The 19,616-nt window shown below is 34.0% G+C and carries 14 protein-coding genes; 8 read left to right on the forward strand and 6 right to left on the reverse strand.

Features of this window, described 5'->3' with window-relative positions; translation table 11 throughout:
• Positions 1 to 256 precede the first annotated feature (256 nt).
• The gene (locus tag V6246_RS09065) at positions 257 to 2,614 is read right to left on the reverse strand and encodes a prolyl oligopeptidase family serine peptidase (protein WP_341560095.1); all 2,358 of its coding nucleotides are present in this window, start codon (positions 2,612 to 2,614) and stop codon (positions 257 to 259) included.
• A gap of 309 nt (positions 2,615 to 2,923) precedes the next feature.
• Here V6246_RS09065 and nhaA point away from each other — a divergent pair, with 309 nt between their 5' ends.
• The 7 genes from nhaA (at position 2,924) to V6246_RS09100 (ending at position 11,640) form a co-directional block, all read left to right on the forward strand.
• A complete protein-coding gene (nhaA, locus tag V6246_RS09070) occupies positions 2,924 to 4,231 on the forward strand; it encodes a Na+/H+ antiporter NhaA (RefSeq protein WP_341560096.1) in 1,308 nt (435 codons plus the stop codon).
• A 165-nt stretch (positions 4,232 to 4,396) separates the two neighbouring features.
• A complete protein-coding gene (locus V6246_RS09075) occupies positions 4,397 to 4,900 on the forward strand; it encodes a GbsR/MarR family transcriptional regulator (protein ID WP_341560097.1) in 504 nt (167 codons plus the stop codon).
• Between the two features lie 13 nt (positions 4,901 to 4,913).
• Positions 4,914 to 6,047 carry an efflux RND transporter periplasmic adaptor subunit gene (locus V6246_RS09080; protein ID WP_341560098.1) on the forward strand — a complete coding sequence of 378 codons (1,134 nt, stop codon included), beginning with the start codon at positions 4,914 to 4,916 and terminating at the stop codon, positions 6,045 to 6,047.
• A gap of 22 nt (positions 6,048 to 6,069) precedes the next feature.
• On the forward strand, positions 6,070 to 9,207 hold the full coding sequence (locus tag V6246_RS09085; protein WP_341560099.1) for an efflux RND transporter permease subunit: 3,138 nt from the start codon (positions 6,070 to 6,072) through the stop codon (positions 9,205 to 9,207).
• Between the two features lie 4 nt (positions 9,208 to 9,211).
• Entirely contained in the window at positions 9,212 to 10,627 is a 1,416-nt protein-coding gene (locus tag V6246_RS09090) for an efflux transporter outer membrane subunit (protein WP_341560100.1), read from the forward strand.
• Positions 10,628 to 10,633: 6 nt separating this feature from the next.
• Positions 10,634 to 11,227 carry a TetR/AcrR family transcriptional regulator gene (locus tag V6246_RS09095; protein ID WP_341560101.1) on the forward strand — a complete coding sequence of 198 codons (594 nt, stop codon included), beginning with the start codon at positions 10,634 to 10,636 and terminating at the stop codon, positions 11,225 to 11,227.
• Positions 11,228 to 11,244: 17 nt separating this feature from the next.
• Entirely contained in the window at positions 11,245 to 11,640 is a 396-nt protein-coding gene (locus V6246_RS09100) for a hypothetical protein (protein ID WP_042502440.1), read from the forward strand.
• 30 nt (positions 11,641 to 11,670) lie between these two features.
• Here the strand turns inward: V6246_RS09100 and V6246_RS09105 are convergent, their stop codons facing one another.
• From V6246_RS09105 to V6246_RS09115, 3 genes are all read right to left on the reverse strand, one after another.
• On the reverse strand, positions 11,671 to 13,797 hold the full coding sequence (locus V6246_RS09105) for a Tex family protein (RefSeq protein WP_341560102.1): 2,127 nt from the start codon (positions 13,795 to 13,797) through the stop codon (positions 11,671 to 11,673).
• A 192-nt stretch (positions 13,798 to 13,989) separates the two neighbouring features.
• The gene (gene lysM / locus V6246_RS09110) at positions 13,990 to 14,487 is read right to left on the reverse strand and encodes a peptidoglycan-binding protein LysM (protein ID WP_159018618.1); all 498 of its coding nucleotides are present in this window, start codon (positions 14,485 to 14,487) and stop codon (positions 13,990 to 13,992) included.
• 204 nt (positions 14,488 to 14,691) lie between these two features.
• A complete protein-coding gene (locus V6246_RS09115; protein ID WP_341560103.1) occupies positions 14,692 to 15,636 on the reverse strand; it encodes a nicotinic acid mononucleotide adenyltransferase in 945 nt (314 codons plus the stop codon).
• 176 nt (positions 15,637 to 15,812) lie between these two features.
• Between V6246_RS09115 and V6246_RS09120 the strand changes: the two genes are divergently transcribed.
• Positions 15,813 to 16,814 carry an NAD(P)H-dependent glycerol-3-phosphate dehydrogenase gene (locus V6246_RS09120; RefSeq protein WP_074936793.1) on the forward strand — a complete coding sequence of 334 codons (1,002 nt, stop codon included), beginning with the start codon at positions 15,813 to 15,815 and terminating at the stop codon, positions 16,812 to 16,814.
• 140 nt (positions 16,815 to 16,954) lie between these two features.
• Here V6246_RS09120 and V6246_RS09125 read toward each other — a convergent pair whose 3' ends face one another.
• Complete coding sequence (locus V6246_RS09125; protein WP_341560104.1) at positions 16,955 to 18,325, reverse strand: hypothetical protein; 1,371 nt, start codon at positions 18,323 to 18,325, stop codon at positions 16,955 to 16,957.
• Between the two features lie 100 nt (positions 18,326 to 18,425).
• Positions 18,426 to 19,616, reverse strand: a complete 1,191-nt coding sequence (locus V6246_RS09130; RefSeq protein WP_341560105.1) for a DUF1501 domain-containing protein — start codon at positions 19,614 to 19,616, stop codon at positions 18,426 to 18,428.

The following is a 19,616-nucleotide window of genomic DNA, read 5'->3' on the forward strand; positions in this document are numbered from 1 at the left end:
AAAATTACCATAAAATAAAATACAAACGTCAATTATTTTACTCGAAAACCGAATATAAATCTGAAAAAAGAGGTAAAACACGCTACCCAATTGATTACTAATAATTTGAATTTTTCAATAATTATCACAGCTATCAGAGAATTAATAACGTCAAAATAATCAAAGGTTTATTGTTAATAAATAATTATTTCACACGCTATACATTTCAAACTTCATCTAAAATAATTTGTCCTTATAAATGAAGCAAAATGAGTTATTAATTAAGCGTCTCCTGAAAAAGTTTAAATATGCGTCGGTATTCATCGGACCAGCTCGAAGCTTCAACAAACCCATGACTTTCCATTGGAAAAACAGCTAATTCCCAGTTTTCTTTTTTCAGTTCAATTAAACGTTGAGATAATCGCACCACATCTTGAAAATGGACATTAGTATCAACCATACCATGAAGTATTAATAAATCCCCTTTTAAACCTTCAGCAAAATACAAAGGCGAACTTTGTTGATAAGCTTTAGGATCTTCAAAAGGTGTATTTAAAATAGGTGCTGTATAGCCGTGATTGTAATGTGCCCAATCTGTTACAGAGCGCAACGCCGCACCACTTTTAAAAGTATCGGGCGCATTAAACATAGCCATTAAAGTAATAAACCCACCGTAAGACCCGCCGTAAATACCAAGTCTATCTTTATCGATACCTTGATTTTCAATAAGGTATTTAGCACCATCTACTTGGTCGTCTAAATCCTGCCCACCCATATGGCGGTAAATAGCTGTTCGCCAATCGCGACCATAGCCTTTACTAGCTCTATAATCTATAGCCAAAACCGTGTAACCATTATCTACCAAAATATTATGAAACATATATTCTCTAAAATAGCCCGGCCACCAGCGGTGTACATTTTGTAAATACCCCGCACCATGAACAAATATTACGGCGGCACCATTCTTTTTAGCTTCGGTTGGCTTGTAAAGTGTTGCAGGAACTTTTTCGCCATCGCGAGCGGTGAAGTTTATAATTTCGGAATCTATCCATTTATAAGATTTAAAAGCATCGGTGGTAGATTCGGTTAACTGTGTCATTTTCGCTCCAGCTTTGTTAGGCATCACATATAATTCCCAAGGCTTATTAGTGTAAGAATAACGAATAGCCAGCTTAGTTTCATCTGGCGAAACTGTTACTTCATGCCCACCTTGGCGCGATGTAATTTGTAGCATTTTGCCTCCTTTTACAGGTAAGTGATAAAAGTGTTGTTCGTGCGGACTCACTTTATTGCTTGTTATAAAAAAGGTTTTATGATCTTTTGATAAGCTAACCTCCTGAATTTCGAATTCACCCTGAGTTAACGCTTTTATTTTACCCGAATTTATGTTGGCTGCATACAAGTGTGAATAGCCTGTTTTTTCAGACTGAAACCAAACGTTACTTTCATCTACCCAGCCCATTTCGGCACGAGAAAACCAACCGACTCCAGGGCCACCAATCCATGCATCATCATGTTGTTTATCAATCTGTTTTAAACTTCCATCTTCTAGATTCACGAGCATAATCCAGCGGTCTTTATTATCTTGAGATGTAATATTTACTAATGCTTTTCCATTACCAGAAAACACAGGACTACCTATTTCCACACCTCTCGGATCATCAAAAGTATCTTTATATTCTGATGGATTTTCAGCATATTCTTTTAAGTATTTTGGTTTGTCTTTAATACCGCTTAGCTCATCGGTTTTAATTTGATGGGTCTCTCCGGTTTTAATATTTAAAATCCAAGATTCGTAGCTATTTGGAGTAACCCCAACTTTAGGTCTAGCATTTAAGTTTTCGGTATAACCACTTTCGGTAACGTAACTAGGCACGTTCGTGTTTTTATGTTTTTGAGGAATACTTAAGCTATAAATCACAAAATTTAAATCGGCAGAAATATCAAAATCAACCAAATTTTTATCTTCTAAAAATATAGATTTAGGATGATTAGACACCAATTGTTCGTTTCTATATGTTCTGGCGTCAGTTTCGTTTTTACGCTTTTCGAGGATATTAAAGTATTGTAATTGATCGTCTTCTAGCCATTGCTCTTTCTCGCTAAGTTTAGGCTCCTCCTTTTCACTTTCCGTTTTAAAATTAGTGAGTTGCGTAACAGTACCATTGCTAATATGCCATTGAAATAAATTATTATCTCGCTTATAAATAATCGATTTTTCATCACCCGAAAATACAGGATTAGACTCTCGATCAATAGTATTTGTAATTTGTTTTTTAGAATAGTTACTGGTATTCATTAAAAACAAATCGCCATCTTTTTGGTAAACCATCCATTGTCCGTTTTTGGAATATTCACCTAAATTTGATTTTTTCTTAAGCGCTTCAAACGATATTTTACTTATTTTTTTTGATTCAATATCCACTTGATAAGTAGACGGAATCGTGTCGTTATCGGGATTCCAGCTAAAATAAATAGACTTACTGTTATCGGCCCAGCTAACACGTGTCGGTAAATAACCTACAAAATCGTCTCCTTGCATAATCTCATCAATGCTAAGAGCCGAATCGTTATTAACCTGCCCGAAGGTAATTGCTGTAAAAGCAAGACATAAAAGTGCTATAAGTTGTTTCATATTGAAATTTTAAGATTTTGAAGTAGACAAATTGTTATGTTACGAATTTAGCGGTTTTAGATTGAAGAATGAAACACCTTTTTAAAGTAGTTTTAATATTGTTTAATCAATCTACTTCATAATTACATATCATAGTTTGTTTTTCTAAAAACCCCATCGTAGAATCTAAATAAAAGGCGTTAGATAAGGGGTTGTTTTTTAGTATGTTTTTAATGTTAAATATTCTTTAAAGTCAACAATAGCGTGAGGTTTTTATGATTTCGGAATCTTATATTTGGAGTTAACATTATTTATAAAAACCTTATTTATATGATTAAAAGAGTTTTCCTTACACCCTTTCAAAAATTTGTAAAAATTGAAAGTTTCAGTGGTATTCTACTCATGTTTGCTACGCTTCTTGCTTTGGTTTGGGCAAATTCGCCATATGGGGATAGTTATAGAGAACTTTGGCAATACGACTTAGGAATTATAACAGAAACTTTCGAGTTTAAGAAGCCTTTAATTTTATGGATTAATGATGGGCTGATGGCTATATTCTTCCTTCTAATAGGGTTAGAAATAAAACGAGAGTTATTAATTGGCGAACTTAATACCCCAAAAAAAATAGCCTTTCCGCTGGTTGGTGCTTTAGGAGGGATGTTGGTACCAGTAATTTTCTTTTTAGTTTTAAATCAAAACCCAGAAACTACTAAAGGCTGGGGTATACCCATGGCTACGGACATTGCGTTTTCATTAGCCATTCTAAACGTACTTGGTAAACGTGTACCTTTAAGTCTTAAAATATTTTTAACCGCATTTGCTATTGTAGATGATATAGGCGCCGTTTTAGTTATCGCAATTTTTTATAGTGGAAACATCAATATCACTTTATTGTTGATTGCATTAGCCATGCTTGCGGTTTTATACTTCCTGTCTTATAGAGGGATTTATTCTAAATTTATCATGTTTTTCTTCGGAATTATTATCTGGTTTTTATTCTTAAAGTCTGGTATTCATCCAACCATAGCTGGTATTTTGCTAGCTTTTTCTGTACCAATTAGACAAAAAATTGATACTTCTAAATTTTTAGTAGAACTAGAAAATGTATACAATAATATTAAAACTGCCAGTGTGCTTAAAAAACCCATTCTCTCGCATGAGCAAATTGGCCATGTAGATAATTTAAACGATTGGTCGGCTAAATTTCAGTCGCCATTACAGCATTTAGAACATAGTTTACACGGCTGGGTGGCCTATTTTATCATTCCTATTTTTGCGCTTGCAAATGCTGGTGTGTTAATTTCTGGTTCGGATAATTTAGATACCGCTTTAGTCATCAATATAATAATATGTTTAGTTCTAGGAAAAGGTATAGGGATTACCTCTATTGTATTTATTGCCCAAAAATTAAAATGGATAGAAGTACCTAGCGATATTAGTTTCAAGCAAATTATAGGCGTTGCTTTTTTAGCTGGTATTGGTTTTACAATGGCCATATTTATTGCTAGTTTAGCATTTGTTTCTACACCAGAATTTATCGATTCTGCTAAAATAGGAATCCTTATTGGGTCGTTTATTTCAGCTATTATTGGTTACATTATACTCCGTATAGTCTCCACGAAAGAGCCTGGGGTTTAACCCATTGTTACTTACCTTTTTGAAAAAGCCTACGGGCTTTTTTTTATTTAACAATTTTTTAACTTCGTTTAGTTCGGTTTGTTCCGAACTAAAAATACCTTTGCAAAGATTTTACCTGAAGATAAACCATTTATTTTTCAGAAAAGTATAACAAAACAATTAACAATGAAAGAAAATATCTGTAAACAAAAAATGGGCTTAGTTGAGAAACTAGGTGTGCATTTAGAGACCAGAGAGCAATTAGCACCAGTTGCTGCTCGTATTTTATCTTACATTATACTTACAGGAAAAAGAGGCGCCACCTTTGAAGACATGGTAAGTATTCTTTGCGCAAGTAAAAGTACCATCTCTACACACATTAACCACTTACAAGGTTTAAACAAAATTGAATATTTCACAAAAACTGGTGACCGTAAAAAGTATTTTGTAATTAATAAAGACACCATCATTCAACATGTTGATAGAATGGTAAGCCACTGGCAAGAAGAACGCGAAATACATTTAGAAATTAAAGAATATAAAGAAAAACAGAACAATCTGAAAATTGAGAAAGAAGAAGATAAATTCGACCTCAACTTTCATAACGATTATATAAAATTTATAGATGAAGCTTCTTCCTCTGTAAAAGAATTAAGAGAAAAATTAACAGACAACCAATTCAAACTTTAAAAGTTACTCAAAAATGAAAAAGAATAATTTATACTCCATATTAACACTAAGTCTTATTTTAGTTGTTTCTAGCTGTGGCAACAAAACAGAACAAGCTGCCGCAACGCAACAAGCGCCTCCTCCCGCGTTTCCTGTAACCGCTATACAACAAAAAACAGTAACAGGTTACCAAGAATACCCAACAAATATTGAAGGTATTGTAAACAGTGATGTAAGAGCAAAAGTTTCAGGTTACATCCAAAACGTATTAGTAGATGAAGGCCAAAAAGTTCGTAAAGGGCAATCTTTATTTAGATTAGAAACACAATCTTTAAGTCAAGATGCAGGTGCAGCAAAAGCACGTGTTAATGTGGCACAGGTGGAAGTAGATAAATTAGTTCCTCTTGTAGAAAAAAACATCATTAGTGCGGTGCAATTAGAAACTGCAAAAGCAAATTTAGCACAAGCAAAAGCTACATTAAGTGGTGTATCTGCTAATATTGGTTATGCTACTATTAAAAGCCCAGTAGACGGTTATGTTGGAGCTATTAACTTTAGAGAAGGCGCTTTAATTAGCCCTAGCGACAGTAGCCCATTAACAACGGTTAGTGATATTAGCCAAGTCTATGCCTTTTTCAGTTTTAACGAAGCACAATACATCGATCACTTACAACGCTATGAAGGACAAAACAAAGCAGAACGTATTAAAAACTCTCCAGATTTGAGTTTAGTTTTAGCTAATGGAAAAGTGTATTCTGAAACAGGACGTATTCAAACCAGTACAGGCCAAATTAACGAAAGTACAGGAACTATTAAAATTAGAGCGGCTTTCGATAATCCAAACGAAATTTTAACCAATGGAAACAGTGGTAAAATTAGACTTCCTATAGAGTATAAAAATGCCATTATAGTACCACAATCTGCAACGTTTGAACAACAAAAAGACATTATGGTTTTTACAGTTGATCAAGATAACAAAGTAAAATCTAATATTATAAAAGTACAAGGTACGGTGGGTAACTTATATGTTGTAGAATCTGGACTTAACGTAGGCGATAAGCTTATTGTATCTGGAATTGGAAAACTTAGAGCTGGAATGCCTATTGCTCCGCAAGACACACCTTTTGAGGAGGCTATTAAGCCAGTAGCTGTATTATTTAAAAATTAGAAAACCATAAACTTATTTAGTTATGTTAAAAACATTTATTGAAAGACCCGTTCTTTCAACGGTAATTTCTATTATCATAGTAGTACTTGGTATTATTAGTATATCGAGTCTACCCATAGAGGAATATCCAGATATTGCACCACCAACAATTAAAGTAACGGCATCTTATGCAGGGGCCAATGCAGAAACGGTTTTAGAGAGTGTAATTATCCCGATAGAAGAGCAAATTAATGGTGTTGAAGGAATGAGTTATATCACTTCTACAGCATCTAATACTGGTACAGCAGAAATTACGGTTTATTTTGATCAGGAAGTCGATGCAGATATTGCAGCGGTTAACGTTCAAAACCGTGTATCAAGAGCAAGTGCTTTATTACCTCAAGAAGTACTACAAACAGGTGTAATAACACAAAAGCAAGAAACGAGTGCTTTAATGTTTATTTCAATGTATTCTGAAAATGAAAGCTATGATGCTACATTTATTCAGAATTACTTAAAAATAAACGTAGTACCTGCTATGCAACGTATTAGTGGTGTTGGAGATGTTAGTTTATTCTCTCAACAAGATTACGCTATGCGTATTTGGTTGAAACCTGAAAAATTAGCAACCTATGGTTTAATTCCTTCAGATATTACAGCAGCCTTAGCTGAACAAAACTTAGAAGCAGCTGCAGGTTCTCTAGGGCAAAATAATGGTGAAGCGTTTTCATATACATTAACTTATAGCGGACGTTTTAAAAATGAACAACAATATGCAGATATTGTTATTAAAGCTTTAGGAAACGGAGAATTTCTTCGTTTGAATGATGTAGCAACTATAGAATTAGATGCACAATCGTATGCAGCTAACGCGATGAGTATGGGTAATCCTGCGGTTTTTATGGGTATTTTCCAAACCAAAGGATCGAATGCAAGAGAAATTATTGAAAACATTAAAGTAACACTAGAGTCGGTTAAAAAAGATCTTCCAGAAGGCTTAGATGTTTTTGTACCTTATGATACAAGTTTATTTTTAAATGCATCTATCGAAAAAGTAATTAGCACATTATTAGAAGCCTTTTTACTGGTATTCTTAGTAGTATTCATCTTCTTACAAGATTTTAGATCGACATTAATTCCAGCAATTGCCGTTCCGGTTTCTATTATTGGTACGTTCTTTTTCTTGAATGTTTTTGGATACTCAATAAACCTTTTAACGCTATTCGCGTTAGTACTCGCCATTGGTATTGTGGTGGATGATGCTATTGTGGTTGTGGAAGCCGTGCATGCTAAAATGGACGAAGGTGAAAAGAATCCTAAAAAAGCAACATTAGTAGCCATGAACGAGATTTCTGGTGCTATTATATCAATTACCTTGGTAATGGCAGCCGTATTTATTCCGGTAACGTTTGTAACAGGACCTACAGGTGTATTTTACGAGCAATTTGGGGTAACGTTAATTATTGCTATTTTAATTTCAGCAGTAAACGCATTAACTTTAAGTCCGGCATTATGTGCGCTTTTATTAAAATCTCATAAAGATGATGAAGAGTTAAAAAGTAAAGGCCCGTTAAAACGTTTTTACACACTTTTCAATCGCGGATTTAACGCAACAATACAACGTTACGGTCAATCACTTCAGTTTTTATACAAAGTGAAATGGGTATCTCCTTTATTATTAATTTTAGCAATTGCTGGAATTTTCTGGGCATCTAATACAACACCTACAGGATTTGTACCTAATGAAGATAGAGGTATTATTTTCGCAAACATTGCATTACCAGAAGGATCATCTTTAGACAGAACAGATGCTGTTTCTAGAGACTTATATGGTAAAATAAAAGATATTGAAGGTATTGTAGCTGTAAACTTTATTAAAGGTCGAAGTTTAATTAACGGTACGGGTAGTAACTACGGTTTTGGTATTATAAAACTAGCCGATTGGGCAGATCGTGAAGATGTCGCCACCTCTGTACAATCTATTACAGGTAAATTATTTGGAGTTGCCGCAGGCATAAAAGAAGCAAATATTATTTTCTTCTCGCCTCCAAGCATTCGTGGTTTTGGTAACTCAGCAGGTTTTGAGGTGAATTTACTAGATAAATTTGGTGGTGAATTTAAAGACTTAGATAAAGCGAATAAAGATTTCGCGATGGCTTTAATGTCGCATCCAGAAGTAAAATATGCACAATCGTCTTTTAGCACAAACTATCCACAATACGAAATGGAAGTTAATGTACCATTGGCAAAAGAAAAAGGTGTGCCTATTAACAGTATATTCTCAACTTTACAAGGATATATTGGTGGAATTTACGCTTCAGATTTCTCTCGATTCGGGAAACAATTTAGAGTGTACATTCAAGCATTACCAGATGACAGAGCAGATGTAGATGATTTAAACAGCATGTATGTACGTACAGATTCTGGTGAAATGACGCCAATTACACAGTTTGTAAAATTAGAGCGTGTATACGGACCACAATCGGTAACTCGTTTTAACTTATTCAACTCTACATCTATTACAGGTGCTACAAACGAAGGTTTTAGTACAGGTGATGCAATTAGAGTAATTGAAGAAGAAGTAGCAAAATTACCAAACAATTACACCGTTGCTTATTCTGGTTTAACACGAGAAGAAGTAAGTGCAGGTAACCAAACCATGTTCATTTTCGGATTAAGTATTCTATTTGTATTTTTCTTATTAAGTGCACAATATGAAAGTTACCTATTACCATTTGCTGTAATTTTATCATTACCATTTGGAGTATTTGGAGCTTATATAAGTACGAAGTTCTTAGGGTTAGAAAACAACATTTACTTCCAAATTTCTTTAATAATGCTTATTGGTCTATTAGCCAAAAACGCCATTCTTATTGTAGAAATTGCGCTGCAAAAACGAAGAAAAGGCGAAAGCATTGTAGAAGCAGCTATCGATGGAGCAAAATCACGTTTACGTCCTATTTTAATGACCTCATTTGCATTTATCTTAGGTTTAATGCCGTTAGTATTAGCAAAAGGTGTGGGGTCTGAAGGAAACAAATCTATTGGTACAGGTGCCGTTGGAGGATTACTTATAGGAACCATTTTAGGAGTCTTTGTAATTCCTATCTTATTTATATTATTCCAGTGGTTACAAGAAAAAATTTCTAGTAAACCAGAAGTACAAACTATTGAAGAATAAAATTATGAAATCAATTATAAAACATAAAAACTTCACTAAAACCATGCTATTAGGCTTGGTTTTAGTGACATTACAAAGTTGCTTTGTAGCAAAAGAATACGAACGCCCAGAATTAATTGTAAACGAAGCACTATACAGAACAGATAATTTGCCAACCGATAGTATTTCTATGGCCGATGTATCTTGGAAAACTATTTTTACCGATCCCTTTCTAAATCAATACATAGAAGAAGGGTTAGAAAACAACATGGACGTCCGTATTGCAATTCAACAAATGATTTCAGCGGAAGCTTATGCAAAACAAGGTAAAGCAGGATATTTTCCAACATTAAGCGTTGGACCTAATTATACACGCCAAGAGTTTTCAGAAAATAGTCAGTTTGGATCAATTTTCAGTGGTGGTTTAGATACTTACGATGTTACTGCAGACCTATCTTGGGAAGCTGATATCTGGGGAAAAATACGCAGTAATAAACGTGCTACACAAGCTGCATATTTACAAAGTGTTGCAGGGCATCAAGTTGTAAAAACGCAACTTATTTCTAGCATTGCAAACACATATTACAACCTATTAGCTTTAGATGCACAGTTAGAAGTAACTAAGCAAACTATTGAAACTAGAAAAAGCGGTGTAGAAACTATTAAGGCATTAAAAGATGCTGGAAACGTAACGCAAGTAGCCGTAGACCAAAACGTAGCGCAGTACAACAGTGCTAGAGCTTTACAAATAGATTTAGAAACAGCTATTTTTAAAGCTGAAAACACATTAAGTATCCTATTAGGCAGAAGCGCTCAACATTTTGAACGCAGCAGCTTAGATAATCAACAAACACAACAAGATATTGCTCTTGGTGTTCCTGCAACGTTGCTAAACAATAGACCAGATGTTATGGCTGCCGAGTATGGTTTAATTAATGCTTTTGAGTTAACCAATGTGGCAAACAGTAGCTTTTACCCATCGTTAACTTTAACTGCATCGGGAGGTTTACAAAGTTTAGAGTTAGATAATTTATTTAACACGAGCTCATTATTCGCAACCGTAGTTGGCGGATTAACACAACCTTTATTCAACCAAAGAAAACTTAAAACTCAAAAAGAAGTCGCTCTTGCAAACCAAGAAAGTGCTTTATTAAACTTTAAGAAAACCTTATTAATAGCCGGAAACGAAGTTTCTAACGCGCTGTACACTTATAAAGCCGAAACTGAAAAATTTCAATATAGAAAAAATGAAGTTGAAGCATTGCGTATGGCCGAAACAAACTCTGAAGAGTTACTTAAAAACGGTTATGCCAATTACCTAGATTTATTAACAGCCAGACAAAGTGCTTTAAGCGCAGAGCTTAACGTGATAGACACTAAGTTACAACAGTTAGTTTCTATTGTAGATTTATACGAGGCTCTTGGTGGCGGATGGAAATAGAATAAGATGATTACCAAAAAGGAACTGCTAAGTTGTGCTATAAATAAGTTTACTCAACTAGGAAGCAAACATGTTTCATTAGATGAAATAGCACGGACTTTAGGTATTTCTAAAAAAACAATTTATACGTTTTTTAAAAACAAAGAAGATCTAGTAACTGCTAGTTTAGAGAGTTTATTAAATGAGTATAAAGAAAAAATAAATGGGATTGTTGCTTGCAACAGTAACGATCCTGTTTTTTGTGTTGTTTTAATTTACGAAAGAGGGTTTGAGTATTTAAAATACTTCAAGCCCTCTTTTATTTTTGGCTTAGAAAAGTATTACCCAAAAGCCTTCAAGTTATTTCAGGATTTTACTGAAGAGCTTGCCTTTACTACGGTTTACAACTTACTTAAAGAAGCCAAAATAAACGGACACATTAATCCCGACGTTAATTTGAGATTAGCCGTAAAAATTTACTTTTTACGAATTGATAATGTGGCTTTCAAAAAAAAGGACCTCTTCGATTTATACGGAAAAGACGTTTTATTTAAACACATGGTTATTTATAATTTAAAAGGCATTATTTCCAGCACATATTCTAATCCTTATTTTGAATAGATTTGTATTTTTGCCAAATGAAAGAAGATATCACCATACCAAAAGTTGAAGGCGTTTACGTAGCTATAGTTAACGAATACAACGATATTTATAAAACCCAAGACTGGAATGCTTACATTATAAACGATAAAGACGTCGATTTAGAAATGGTTCTTATCGTTACCGGCGGCTATTCTAAAGACAAAATAACATCTACTTTTAGAAAGAAACTCGACAAACTTCCTAAAAAGAGTTACGCCAAAATAGAATTAATGCACGAAGATTTATTTAAGATTAATAACACATTTAAAGTCTCTTTCTTCGAAGGCAATAAAATGTTCGACAAAACATATTTATTCCGTGAAAACACCATTAATTTAAAAGCACTACAAGCCTTACCTCTTATGCAAGTAAAAGGTGTTTTAGTAAAATAATTCACTCTTTTTTATAGAAACAGAAGGGCTTTATTTATGCAATTTAAGCTGTATACGCTTTCGCGGAACATCAACTTCTAAAACCTTTACAATAATTTGTTGGTGTAAACTTACGTGCTCATTAACATCTTTTACAAAACTATCAGAAAGGTTAGAAACATGAATTAAGCCACTTTCCTTAATACCAACATCAACAAAACACCCAAAGTTGGTAATATTATTTACAATACCAGGTAACAGTTGCCCCTCATGCAAATCGTTAATCGTTTTTATATTTTGATTAAATGTAAACACTTTAGCCTGCTCACGAATATCTAAACCTGGTTTTTCGAGTTCTTTTACAATATCCTCCAGTGTTAATAAACCAACAGTTTCGGTGCAGTAATTTTTTAAATTTATAGTTTGAAGCAGGGCTTTATTGCTAATTAAATCTTGTACAGATGTTTTTAAATCTTTCGCCATTTTAGCAACAACAGCATAACTTTCCGGATGCACCGCAGAATCATCCAACGGGTTTTCAGCATCTTTAATACGTAAAAAAGCAGCACCTTGCTCAAAAGCTTTTCCGCCTAAGCGTGGCACTTTTTTAATTGCTGCTCTAGATTTAAAAACGCCATTTTCATTACGGTAATTAAAAATGTTTTCGGCTAATTTTGGCCCAATTCCAGAGACATAACTCAGTAAGCTTTTACTCGCCGAATTAATATTAACTCCCACCGAATTCACACAATTCTCGACAACAACATCCAATTGCTTTTGCAGTTTACTTTGGTCTACATCGTGCTGATATTGACCAACACCAATAGATTTGGCATCAATTTTAACCAGCTCTGCCAACGGATCTTGTAAACGGCGCCCAATAGACACAGAACCACGAACAGTAACATCGAAATCAGGAAATTCTTCGCGCGCTATTTTAGAGGCCGAATAAATACTTGCTCCAGCTTCGCTAACCACAAAAACCTGCATATCGTTTTTAAAATGCACTTTACGCACCAAAGCTTCGGTTTCTCGCGATGCTGTACCATTACCAATGGCAATAGCCTCAATTTTATAAGCATCACAAAGCGAACTTATTTTTTTCATAGCACCAATACTATCACTTTTTGGAGGGTGCGGATATATGGTTTCGTTGTATTTTAATTGCCCTTGAGCATCTAAACACACCAATTTACAGCCCGATCTAAACCCCGGATCTATGGCTAAAACACGCTTTTCACCAAGTGGCGAACCTAATAACAATTGTCTTAAGTTTTTTGCAAAAACAGTAATAGCAGCTTCATCGGCTTTATCTTTTGCTATTTGCATCGCCTCGTTACTTAAAGATGGTAATAATAAACGCTTGTAAGCATCTTTAATGGCAAGCTGTATTTCTTCCGCGCAAGCGTTGTTACTTTTAATAATACGACGCTCTATGTTATCGAAAGCACGGTCGTGATCTATTTCAACTTTCACGCGAATAAAACCTTCTTTTTCTGCGCGTAAAATGGCTAACAATCTATGAGACGGAATTCTACTCAAGCTTTCTTCCCAATCGAAATAATCACGGAATTTTTGAGCATCCTCATCTTTAGCTTTTGTTTTTACCACTTTCGTGGAAATTATAGCGAAACGCTCTAACTGGCGACGGATGTTATTTCTAATATCGGCACGCTCGTTAATCCACTCGGCAATAATATGCCTAGCGCCTTCCAAAGCATCTTCAACAGAAGGCACTTCACCTTTTACATATTTAAAAGCAATAGATTCTACATCGTTAGCATTTTGGCTCATTATTATTTTCGCCAAAGGTTCCAAACCGTTTAATCTCGCTTTTTCAGCCTTCGTTTTACGGCTCTTTTTATAGGGCAGATATAAATCTTCAAGCGTTGTTAAATCTTGAGTACTTTCTATTTTTTGTTTTAATTCCGTAGTTAAAACCTCTTGTTCTTCTAAAGCTTTTAAAATGGCTTTTTTACGTTTTTCTAAAGCTTCAAATTGTTCTTTAAACTTTACAATATCACCAATTTGAACCTCATCCAAATTTCCCGTACGTTCTTTTCTATAACGCGAAATAAAAGGAATGGTACAGTCTTCATTCAACAAATCAACCGTGTTTTTTACAGATTGTTCTGGTAAGTTGGTGTTCGATATTATATAGGAAACAAGTAATTTCATAAGCTTAAAAAATATAAAAGCGAATGTAATAAAGTTCTATAAAATGTAGCGACTGGGTTAAGGTTTTCTTTTAAAACCAAAAAGACTTTAAACCTCAAAACAATAACTAATTTTTAAGAAGTATTTAAAATTAAAAAGCCAACCCTGTTCAGGTTGGCTTTTAACTTATAACATAAATTTCGTAGGTAATTTTTAGTCTAAGGCAGGTATACGTAATACTTGTCCAGGATATATTTTATCTGGGTCAGTAAGCATAGGCTTATTGGCTTCAAAAATAACCGGGTACTTCATAGCATTTCCGTAATAATTTTTTGCAATTTTTCCTAATGTGTCTCCGCTCGCTACGGTATGGAACTGTGCTTCTGGCTCTACGTTTTCAACCGTCATTTGGTCGTCTACAGTAGCAATACCATTAGAGTTTCCAACTACTAAAATTACTTTTTCTTTAGTAGCTTGATCGTAAGCCTCACCAGTAATGGTAGCGGAATCATCATCAATAAATATATTTAAGTTTTCAACTTTTAATTGTAAGCTCGAAACTGTTTCTTCTAAATTTCTAGCTGCAGCTTCTTCTAATTTAAGTTCTGCTGCTGTAGCCTCTTTTGCTACTTCAGCTGCTTCTTCAGCATCTGTTTTTCCAATTCCAAATACTTTGGCACCTGCGTTTTTTATAAAAGAAAATAATCCCATGTTTAGTTTGTTTTTTTAGAGTTAATTTTGGTTTGAAAGCAATTTAATCAATTATTAAATAGCTTCTATAATTAAGACACTAAATCTTCCGAAGGGTCACATATTTATTTAAAAAAAATAGATAAAAAACATACAAGCACAAAAAAAGCCACTTAAAATACTGGTTTTAAGCGACTTTAAATTAACTAACCTAATTTAATTATTTTATATTCTACTGCTTTCTCTTGGGTTTTCAACGCGTTCTTTTTTAAACTTACGCATTTTATCTTCCGTTGTATTGGTTGCTTTTACTTTAGAGTTTTCAGATTTTAAATATTGTATATATCCTCTACCTACAAACTCGTATTTGGTTCCAGATGCGGCGTGATACAATTCTATTTTTCCATCGCTAATAACACTTAACTCAAACTGTTCATTACTAAAATAATCGTAATCTAAGGTTAAGCTTTTTAAATACATATCGTTATTAAAATCTCCTACGGCATAAAGCCCAGTGTAATCCCAAAACAAATTATTTACGTTTTTACCAGTATTATCTTTAGAGCTTTTAAACTCCGAATCGTTTCCTCCAGCTAAAAACTGTAAGTAGTTTTCGTTATCAAAATCATTTAACGCTCCGTAGTTACTAGTGTAAACTTTTTCCCAAGCATCATACTCTTGTAAAAAATAATGGATATTATCATAAAACACGAAGTCGTAATCAAAAGTATTACGTTGGTAACCATCTAAAAAGTAAGAGGTATCATTATTTGGGTTATACAATTCAATGGTATTATTATCTACTCTATACACATCAAAAGTTTCAAAACCATCAACATCATGATTTACGTCTAAAATTAAATCGTAAGCATTATAAGTAGCCACATCTATACCATATCCGTTTCCGGTATCGCCTAAACCAACAATATTGTTATTAGCATACATTACGCCATTTTTAAACGATATTGTAAATGCTTTTTGTAAAAATGGTGTTTCACCAAAACCCTTAGTGGCGTTAATATCTACATACCACAACTCGTAAGAATTTAATAATTGATTTACCGATATGGTTGGTTCTTCAATATAATCGTCTACTATAACCTCGGTATAGCAAGACGTAAACAGTGTCGCAATTAGAGCAAAGCTCGAAAGTAATTTTATAGTTTTCATGTTGTAATATTTAAGTAAAAATGGCTGCTTTCTATTCTATTGAAAAACAAGCATTTTTAGTGTTTCTATAGAGTAGGTTTCAAAACGCGTGCCAAAAAATAATTTCATTCTGCAAAATCGTTCCATATAAGACTAAAATTTTCCGTATTTTTGATATATAAAATTGATTAGATCTCATGGATAAACCTTTAAAATACGCGGTTTTTGGTGCAGGAAGTTGGGCTACAGCTATTGTAAAAATGCTTAGTGAAAATCTTGACGAAATTGGCTGGTATATGCGCAGTGTTTACACAAAAGAACACCTAATACGCGAGCAACACAATCCAAATTACTTAAGCTCCGTAGAGTTTCATCTAGACCAATTAAAACTAAGTAACGATATAAACGAGATTGCAGAATATGCCGATGTGCTTATTTTTGTAATCCCTTCTGCATTCATACACAGTGAGTTAGAAAAACTCAACGTAAACATAGAAAACAAAACCATAGTATCTGCAGTAAAAGGTATTATGCCAGAAACAGGGTTATTAGTAGGCCAGCATTTTCACGACACCTACAATGTACCCTACGATAATATAGCCGTAATTGCTGGTCCATGCCATGCCGAGGAGGTTGCTTTAGAGCGCCTTTCTTACTTAACTATTTCGTGTTCCGATCAGGTTAAGGCCAAACAAATTGCCGATAATTTATCTTCCGATTACATAAAAACAAAAATTACCGACGATATTATTGGAGTAGAATATGCCGTGATGCTTAAAAACATTTACGCCATAGCAGCCGGAATTGCACACGGATTGGGTTACGGCGACAATTTCCAGAGTGTACTTATGAGTAATTCCATTCGCGAAATGAAACGTTTTATTAAAAAAATGCATAAAATGAAACGTAACATCAACAACTCGGCCTATTTAGGCGATTTATTGGTAACCGGCTACTCCGTGTTTTCTCGAAACCGCATGTTTGGTAACATGATTGGCAAGGGTTACACCGTAAAATCTGCACAAATGGAAATGAGCATGGTAGCCGAAGGTTATTACGCCACAAAATCTGCACATTTACTAAACTCTAAAAACGCAAAAAAGACGCAATTACCTATAATAAATGCTGTTTACGAGATATTATACGAAAACAAAAACCCTAAAAAAGTATTTAAAAAATTAACCGATAAGTTAGATTAAAACAGCATTTGGGCGTTACCCGAAAAGGGTCGGGCTATCACTACTCGCTTTTTTGTGTTGCATAGGTGCAACCACACAAAAAGAGCTTAAACAGGCCGTTCTATCCCTAACGCAAAACCATCTGATGAGGTTGGTTTTTATTAGTTTCTTTTATTTAATCTAGGGTCGCCTGTATTAATATTAAGCTGTGCATCTACAAGTTTTCTTTTTAATAAAGTATTCCTAATAAGTTTAACAATAGCTAGTAAAGCCATAAATAAAACTATAAAACTAAAAAATACCGGAGTAAGATTTCCCTTAAGTTGCCCTTTACGTCTTTCTTGCTCCTCAAAACTAATTAACCTTTCGCTTTTAGGGTTATAAAACCCAAAAACAGTGATTGGCTCCACCAAGCCTTTTTTAATAGTGTAACCCTGATCTTTTGAGACATTTATACAATTATCACTTAGTTTTAAAAGAATTTCTCTTGGTTTTAATTCTTCTAAAATATTTTCCAAACGCTGTGCCTTTGCAAAACGATTTTGATATTCGTTTAAAGCTCTATCAAAAGCCTTATCTACACCCTTTTTCCAAAGCTCATCATTCATGTTTTTAAACATCCCTTTATTATACAAAGGGCTCTCTTTCAAGTTTTTTTCATAAGCTTCTCTATTTGGTTTCTCTATCATTCTAGGCGAAAAATAATAGCGATAACTCGCATTAGCATCCGGATGGTAGTAAATTCGATCTCTCTCAGCTTTAGAAATTACAGCATAGTTACCAGAATAATCAAACGGACGTTTAAATTGATACACCCAAACATCTTTAAGTTCTACATAATCTGCTTTGGTTAACGCTGTTAAATCGTTTACAGAATTAATAACTACAGGGTTATCTTCCGTTTTAAACAACTCATTAACTCGCAAGGCATCACTTAAACCATTTCCAACACATAAAATTAAAACAACCGGTAAAACTAAAAGAAGACTAACAATATTTATAAAAGAAATAGGTTTGGCCTTACTAAGCCCATGTTCTATCTCGTAATCTAGCGAGAGCTCATCATTAACCGAAACCACATACATCATAGCGCCTTCGCTTATACCAACTGCATCATCTCTCAATATATATTCAAAATCTACGGGTTCTTTAAGAGACTTTAAATATTTACGCCAATGCCAAGGTATTTTAACAAAGTGCTCATTAAAAGCATCCTGATATCTCCCATTTTTTCCATGTTGTATATAAATACGGTTATAAACGCCACGCATTCTATAAACTTCAGGCTTTACTTTATGCTTACTATATCCTTTAATGTACCAGCTAAGAAAATATAACAGAATAATTAAAATGCCAAACATTAAATTAATTCCGAAGTTAAATTCATCGAACTCAGCATAAAACACCACAGCAAGCCCTGCAACCACAATAGCAAGTACTACAAAAGCACTCAGTATCAAATTTTTAGAACTAGAAACTTGTTTCGCGATAAATTTTACCTCGTTATCATTGAGATGCCTTCTGTTAAACATAAAGGAGATTTTGAATTTAAGCTACCAAAAATCGGTATTTTAAAGTGAAAAACCCAATAAAAACCAAAGCACCTTCAGAATTAAAACAAGTAGCAACAAACTAAATAAAACCTAATTGATTAAACGATTTGTTAAGTATCTTTTCATCATTAACATCGAGCCATTTGTTTAAAACGGTAGCATAAATGGTACGGAAATCGATTTCAAATTTAAGATCACCATTAGTATCCAAATCACTTAAACTTGCCATATCATTATACAAACCTTGCTTTTTTAATTGGCCACCAATAATAAAAACATTGTTAGATGTACCGTGGTCGGTACCCACATTTGCATTTTGTTTTACACGTCGGCCAAATTCCGAAAAGGTTAAAATTAACGTGTCGTTAAAGGTATTATTAGTTTTTAAATCGTTTACAAAAGCTTCAATACTTTCAGCATAAATATTTAACAATCTATTTTGTGCACCCAACTGGTTTACATGCGTATCAAAACCTCCCAGAGCACTATAAAACACTTTGGTATCGAGCCCAGAATTAATAAACTGTGCCGTTGTTTTTAATTGTTTTGCAAAATAATTTTGTGGATAATCTGTTTTAGAAGAAAAGGTTTTACTCGTTTCATAAATATACTTCGCAGAAGATTCTGCCGAAATCATAGATTTATATAAATACCCCAAATTATGCTCGCTTAAATGGGCGTCATCTTGATGTTTAATAACGTTTTTAAAATAAGGATCTTTAGATAAATTATAAAGTGTTTTAGCATCTTGAGTCGCAATAGCATTCATCTGCTCTCCTTTCATGGCTAGCGATAAACTATCGTTTATTTCAATAGCGCTGTATGGGTGTTTACCATATTGATCTAGATAGCGACCAAGCCAACCACTTTGTGAGTATTTATCAGAATCGGTAGCCGTTTGCCAAATATCCATAGATCTAAAATGCGAACGAATGGGGTTTGGATACCCAACATTGTTTATAACACACAAATTACCATTATCGTAAAGATGTTTTAAGGGTTTTAAACTTTTGTGTAAACCTACCTCATCATTTAATTTTAAAACCTCACTCTTTTTTATTCCTAAACTTGGGCGCGCTTTATAATACAAATCATTTTGATACGGAATTACAGTATTTAACCCATCGTTACCTCCCGAAAGCTGAATAATAACTAAGCGCTTATACCCTAACTGACTTTGAGCAACTTGCTCGAATGCTTTTACAAAACTTGGCACAAAAAACAGACTACTAGCCAGCGACGATTGTTTTAAAAATTTTCTTCTATCCAT

Origin of the sequence: Algibacter sp. TI.3.09, assembly GCF_038154905.1 — a bacterium.
Classification (GTDB): domain Bacteria; phylum Bacteroidota; class Bacteroidia; order Flavobacteriales; family Flavobacteriaceae; genus Algibacter.

Excerpts from the sequence above, each read along its gene's own strand:
- V6246_RS09100 (WP_042502440.1), top strand. The coding sequence starts at position 11,245 with ATGAAAGAAGATATCACCATACCAAAAGTTGAAGGCGTTTACGTAGCT.
- V6246_RS09095 (WP_341560101.1), top strand. The coding sequence starts at position 10,634 with ATGATTACCAAAAAGGAACTGCTAAGTTGTGCTATAAATAAGTTTACT.
- V6246_RS09090 (WP_341560100.1), top strand. The coding sequence starts at position 9,212 with ATGAAATCAATTATAAAACATAAAAACTTCACTAAAACCATGCTATTA.
- V6246_RS09125 (WP_341560104.1), bottom strand. The coding sequence starts at position 18,325 with ATGTTTAACAGAAGGCATCTCAATGATAACGAGGTAAAATTTATCGCG.
- V6246_RS09130 (WP_341560105.1), bottom strand. The coding sequence starts at position 19,616 with ATGGATAGAAGAAAATTTTTAAAACAATCGTCGCTGGCTAGTAGTCTG.
- lysM (WP_159018618.1), bottom strand. The coding sequence starts at position 14,487 with ATGGGATTATTTTCTTTTATAAAAAACGCAGGTGCCAAAGTATTTGGA.
- V6246_RS09085 (WP_341560099.1), top strand. The coding sequence starts at position 6,070 with ATGTTAAAAACATTTATTGAAAGACCCGTTCTTTCAACGGTAATTTCT.
- V6246_RS09120 (WP_074936793.1), top strand. The coding sequence starts at position 15,813 with ATGGATAAACCTTTAAAATACGCGGTTTTTGGTGCAGGAAGTTGGGCT.
- V6246_RS09075 (WP_341560097.1), top strand. The coding sequence starts at position 4,397 with ATGAAAGAAAATATCTGTAAACAAAAAATGGGCTTAGTTGAGAAACTA.
- V6246_RS09115 (WP_341560103.1), bottom strand. The coding sequence starts at position 15,636 with ATGAAAACTATAAAATTACTTTCGAGCTTTGCTCTAATTGCGACACTG.
- V6246_RS09065 (WP_341560095.1), bottom strand. The coding sequence starts at position 2,614 with ATGAAACAACTTATAGCACTTTTATGTCTTGCTTTTACAGCAATTACC.
- nhaA (WP_341560096.1), top strand. The coding sequence starts at position 2,924 with ATGATTAAAAGAGTTTTCCTTACACCCTTTCAAAAATTTGTAAAAATT.
- V6246_RS09080 (WP_341560098.1), top strand. The coding sequence starts at position 4,914 with ATGAAAAAGAATAATTTATACTCCATATTAACACTAAGTCTTATTTTA.
- V6246_RS09105 (WP_341560102.1), bottom strand. The coding sequence starts at position 13,797 with ATGAAATTACTTGTTTCCTATATAATATCGAACACCAACTTACCAGAA.